This is a genomic window from Fulvivirga sp. (genome assembly GCF_040218215.1).
Lineage (GTDB): Bacteria > Bacteroidota > Bacteroidia > Cytophagales > Cyclobacteriaceae > Fulvivirga.
Genome location: NZ_JAVJQL010000006.1, coordinates 46,159 through 52,259 on the forward strand (window position 1 = coordinate 46,159; position 6,101 = coordinate 52,259).

A 6,101-nucleotide genomic window follows, 5' to 3' on the forward strand; every position below is an offset into this window, starting at 1 on the left:
TGATTTTAGAGCCAAAAGAATACGGTTATGAAAAAACAAAAAGAGGTAATATTTTTAATTGATTCAGAGCAATATGATAAAAACCTACTTGGTTTAACTCTTGAAAAATATACAAAGTGTAGGGTCTTTAATTTCTTCTGTTTTGAAGAAACATTATTATACAAACATTTAAATCCAAAACTGATAATTCATGACAAAGCCAACCTTGATCAAAAGTTTTATGGTGAAGGTGTTAGCTTTTTTGATCTATCCAAAACCCTGAACTATGGGCAAAAGCTTAATTCTTCGGAGAATGCGCTTTATTTAGCTAATCAGGTTTCCGAAGTTATTAAACCTTGATATACACCAGGTGACCCGTGACCCGTCCTAAATAAAAAGGGATAGCTTTTGCTGTCCCTTTTTATTTGATTTATGTCTGTTATCTAATGTCTATTCATTATAGCTAGTTTTCTATATATTACTGGCTTTCCGGCTGATTCTATTATTACATAATACACTCCATTAGGAACATGGTTAACATCCACAGTATGTACTCCAACAGTATTAAACTCCAGTTCGCCTAACATAATGGAAACCCCTCTTTGATCAACAATTTTCCACGTATAGTCATCCAAAGCTATTTCCTGTAACTGGAAGTTAACATTACCATTTGCAGGATTAGGATAAACTGTAATTTGTTTTACCTGATCCAGTATTTCCTGGCCGATGCTGGTCACGGTTGACTCATCCTGAATTTGTCCTTTTATTTGTGCTGCACCATATATCTCTCTTGTGATCTTATCCTGAACAAAAGCTATTATAGCCAATTTGTCCGGGTTATATACTTCTACATCAATTTGCCAATCGTAATTGATAGATTCAATTTGTCCTTTAGTCCATGAGTTACTAATTGTCCTGCCTTCACTACCAAGAAGAAGTTTCTTTAGAACATTATAATAAGTTTGTCCATTATTTGTTATCTCAGTTTCAACAACAGCGATTTGTAATGTAACTACTGAGTTTAAAACATCCATAGCTTCAAAATCAACGGCTACAGAAAGCACATCTTCAGACGTTGAGACGGTATCAATCCTAATATCAAATAGCGCATCCTGTAATGCCCTAATATCAATTTCCTTTGTAGTCAAATCATTATATGCACCATTAAACTGATTACCGTCCATTACCGTTCCAGGAGCTTGTGAAATTCCGTAATACAAGCTACGTGAACCCGGGTCTTCACTATTATCGGCATTAAATACATCACCTCCAGATTCGTTAATATGATATTGAAGCATAGTAAAGTCAGTTTCCCCAAAATTTGTTATCTGCTGGGTTTTTAGCGTATTTAAGTAGTTGTCAGCAGTCCTGCTTATCTCCCTTTCCGAGTCTGTGAAATGTTCAACAAGTACCAGTCTATTTTTCTCGCCTACATAAACGTCATCAAAAGCAAATCCTTCCAGAGCAGCAGAGTTATCAGAATTACTGCCAAAAGCCACTCTTAAAAGAACATTTGACTGTCCCTTCAATACATTTAAATTATGTTTTACTTCTACCCAATCCAATTGTTCATCTTCATTAAGCGTTCTACCCGTCCAGCCAAACCCTAATGGCTGGTTACCAGGTTTTGCTGAAATAACATTTGAATTATACCAGTTAATACCTCCATCTTCTGCCAAAGAACCAATATTATTCCAAGTAAAACCACCATCAATAGAATACTGTAATACAGTACCATCAAAGCCTTGGTCTGTGTTAGAAATAATATTCATACTAATCATTGGCCTCTCGATGGCTGAGAAGTCAAAACATGGGCCATTGACCCAGCTTTGCTCATCATTAAAATAAGCACCATTATTTGCGCCAGTCCACCAGAAGCCATCCCCTGAATATTTAGGTTGGATTTCTCCTGTCCCTGTATTAGAATATAACCAGCTGTTGTCACTTATTAAACTTGTATCTCTGACAAGTCTAACTTCTTCCGCCCAGTTGGCATCATCAGAATCAAAGTTAGTTGTATAAGGAAAGTCAGTGATTTCAGTTTGAGGTAAAATATTTATATTCTGAGAATATGATTTCACACAACCTTCCCCAGTAGTAACTGTCAGCATCACATCATAGTCGCCAACAGAATTATATTTATGTTGTGGTTTCATAAATGTGCCAATGGTTTCAGAGCCATCAATATGAGTAATTATAGCATTAGCATTTCCTGCCCCAGAAATCACATTTCCATCATCAAAATTCCACTCATAATTAATAATAGATCCAATATCCAATATTGTGTCATCATTAAAAGCTGTAAAGTCTCCATTACATACACTTTGCCAAACAAACCTTGTATCAGGAACAGAACCAATGGTAATAATTTGCTCACCACTTGCTGAACATTCAAAAGTCCCGGATTTAGAAATCACTTCAAGACGAATTCTCTTATCCCCTGGCGTGTTAAATATGATAGATGGATTCTGCTCATTAGAGGCCCCTATTATATTATCATCAGCATCAAAAAATTGCCAGTTCCAGCCTATTATTTCTGAAGGTACAATAGACTGATCTATAACCGATAAGTCATTAAACTGAATAGGTTCATCAATACATAAGTTTGCCGGTTCAAAATTAACATCAGGCGCTGGATAGACAACATAAATCAAAGTATCGCTACTCGTTGCTAATGTTACTGGATCAGTGTAATTATAAACTACTCTTTGACTTCCCAAACTCGTTTTTGAAGGGTCAAATACATAATTACCACCACCAACAGGGTCAACTCCAGGTAAAAGAGGATCAGCCATAGACCACACACCGCCAAATGGAATAGCAGTAAGCTCCAATGGCGGAGAGTTTTCACAGACATCTGTATTTTGAGTAGGAAACTCTACATCTGGTTCTCCATTTAAAAAAATCGATTGCGTATTTGAATTAGTACAGCCAGTTGCTGGATCGGTATAGGTATAAGTTATAAAATTATCTACACCTACATTTCCTCCAGCCGGATTAAATGCATTACCTAAGATACCATCTCCAGTAAAGGAGCCACCAGAAGGAAATCCTGTCAATTGAATTAATGGCTCATTATCTGCGGTTTCACCACTAGCCGGTAACCCACTAAAAGAAACAATTGGCAATAACTTAATTATTACTGTAATCTGATCTGAAGCAACTGCACATGGCCCTCCGGCATCAGGATCATCAGATGTTAGAGTAAATGTAACAGACCCGGCATCAATATCAGCCTGATTAAATGCATAAGTTATTACCTCTCCATTCACCACTGGATTGTTGCTGAATCCACTTGGATTATTTCCTCCAGTCCATGTGCCTATGGATGCCGCCCCCGTAATTGAAGCTGTCAAATTAAGCAAGCCAGCATCTTCACATATTTCATAGTTAAAACCTGCGAATACCACTGGCAGTGGGTTTACTGTTACCGTAACATCTTGGAATGACCCATCGCAGTTATTGGCACTAGGGGTTATTCTATATGTGACCGAACCTGCAGGAGAATTGCTATTGACAAACAATGACTGAATAATGGATGTTCCTGAACCATTGGTTGCCCCAGATACAGAATTAATATTATTAATGACCGTCCAGCTAAAGCTAGTTCCAGCAACGCTATTAGGATTTGTTAAAACTATATTTGTTGATTCTCCTGAGCATAAGGTCTCATCCCCTGAGGTAGCTAAAGTTGGTGTTGGGTTTACTGTTACAATCAGTGTCACGGCATCTCCATTGCAACCATTAGCCGATGGTGTTATTGTGTAAGTTGCGGTTCCTGGAGTGTTGGTGTTATTACTCAGTTGCTGCATTATGCTGATTCCAGAGCCATTTGAAGCTCCACTAACCCCTCCAGCTTGAACAACAGTCCATGAGAATGATGTTGTACTTACATTATTGGGGTTTGTGAGAGTAATATTAGTAAACTCATCATCACAAATGGTTTGAGCTGCCACTGACGTAGCAACATTTGGTATAGGATTGATTGTAATATTAGCAAATTGCCTAACAGGATTAACACAGTTATTTAATGAAACTTCAAACTCATACTGAACTGTCTGAACTGTATTTGTTGGGTTAGTTAATTGGTTTGACATTTTAGCCCCATTTAAATATGTTGATCCAATAGCTGGAGTTCCAACAATCTGCACTGATGAAGTGACAACATTGACTAATTCTATGACAGATCCTGTGGTGGGAGAAGAAATATCGATATCTGTTAATTCTTTAGAACAAATGACCATGGAATTATTGGCAATGTTAAAAGTTGGTGCAGGGCTAACTTTAACGGTAGTAAATTGGCTAACTGGCACAGATACCGGACAACCATCCGTTGTCACAACTTGAAATTCATAAACAACATCAATTGCTGCAGTTGTACTGTTATTAAGTACATCATTTATTACTGCTCCATCAGTAAACGGTCCAGTTGCCGAACCACCAGTTACTGCTCCATAATTGACACTAACCAAATTAATTTGATGATTTGTAGTAGGGCTGTTTAAAGCAATATCTACTGCATCACCACTGCATATTTCAGTTGTAGTATTGGTAATTATTAAAATTGGATTAGGATTGACCGTTACACTTGTTGCAAATGGTGCCACATCATCAGGACAACCATTCACACTAACACTAAATTCATAGGTGATGGTGATCGGAGTATTTGTGTTATTGGTTAGATCATCAGTAATCTTGTTGCCATGCACAAATGTTAATCCTACAGAAGTCTTACCTCCAACATTTGCTGCTCCTGCTCCGGTAATTGCGTCCAATCTCATTACAGCACCTACAGTGGTACTGTTCAATGTTATATCAGTTGTGCTACCGCTGCATAATTCCGTTGTAAGGTTATTGATAGACATCACAGGTTGTGGCTGGACAGTTACTGTTGTTGTCTTGGTTACTGGCACCAGCGGGCAATCTGGCGTAGTCCCCGGTGTCATGACATTGAAGATATATGTAACTAGCTGTGTTGTGCTGGTTGTATTCATTAAAGTCTCTGTAATCTGATTGCCATCAACGTAAGGACCTACTGCACTACCTCCTGTAACATTTCCCCCTGCATAGTCTACACTCACAAGATTAATTTGATGACCAGTTGTGTTACTGTTTAATGTAATATTCACATCATCTCCACTGCAAATAACGGGTGCTGCATTATTTATTGTAAAATCTGGATTGGGGTTTACAATTACACTTGTTGTAAAAAGAGGAACTCCATCGGAGCAACCATTTACACTCACACTAAATTCATAGGTTATTGTTATAGGAGCATTAGTAGGGTTCGTCAAATCATCCATAATTTGACCTCCATCTGTAAATGTCAAACCTATTGAGCTCTTGCCTCCAACGCTAGCCACACCAGCACCACTAATGGCATCCAGTCTCATGATAGCACCCACAGTTGTACTATTAAGAGTAATATTTGTTGTACTTCCACTGCACAATTCAGTGAGTGTATTGTTTATACTCATAGTTGGCTGAGGGTATACCGTGATCGTGAAGCTCATGTCTGATCCACCACAGGTGCCGTTCTCACTTACTACTATGGTCGCTACTTCTGCTACTCCACTAACATTCGCTGCTGCTGCAAAGTCGGCTATGGTTCCTGTACCACTGGCCGCTAAACCAATAGCAGTGTTGCTGTTGGTCCATGTTACACTCGCTCCCGTGTTCACTGCAAAAGGCCCTACACTGATGTTGTCCCCTGAACATTCTGCAATGTTCGCCTTCTGGGTGATTACATTGTCAGGGCTGATCGTGATCGTAAAGGTCTCTGGCGTACTGCTCGTACAGCCATCTTTACTGCTCGTTACACTGATGTTGCCTACTATCGCTGCTCCGGTGTTGTTCGATGGGGCGGTGAAGATGATGTCGCCATTACCCGTAGTTGAGATGCCGATAGCTGCATTGTCATTCGTCCACGCGATCGTTGAACCTGCTACATTGCTGCCCAATGGGATGCTTACGCTCTCTCCAGGACAGAAGACCTGGTCTGCCACTACGTTCAGTACAGGGTCCGGGTAGACCGTTACGGTGAAGCTCATGTCTGATCCACCACAGGTGCCATCCTCACTTACTACTATGGTCGCTACTTCTGCTACTCCACTAACATTCGC

General features: G+C 39.3%; 2 protein-coding genes. One reads left to right on the forward strand and one right to left on the reverse strand.

Annotated features, from left to right (window positions below):
* Nucleotides 1–27: 27 nt before the first annotated feature.
* Entirely contained in the window at nt 28–339 is a 312-nt protein-coding gene (locus RIB54_RS01615; protein WP_350065356.1) for a hypothetical protein, read from the forward strand.
* A gap of 83 nt (nt 340–422) precedes the next feature.
* Here the strand turns inward: RIB54_RS01615 and RIB54_RS01620 are convergent.
* A partial coding sequence (locus tag RIB54_RS01620; RefSeq protein WP_350098985.1) for a PKD-like domain-containing protein occupies nt 423–6,101 on the reverse strand: 5,679 nt, incomplete at its 5' end.

Bases quoted from the DNA above. Each gene is read 5' to 3' on its own strand.
- RIB54_RS01615 (WP_350065356.1), top strand. From the start codon at position 28: ATGAAAAAACAAAAAGAGGTAATATTTTTAATTGATTCAGAGCAATAT.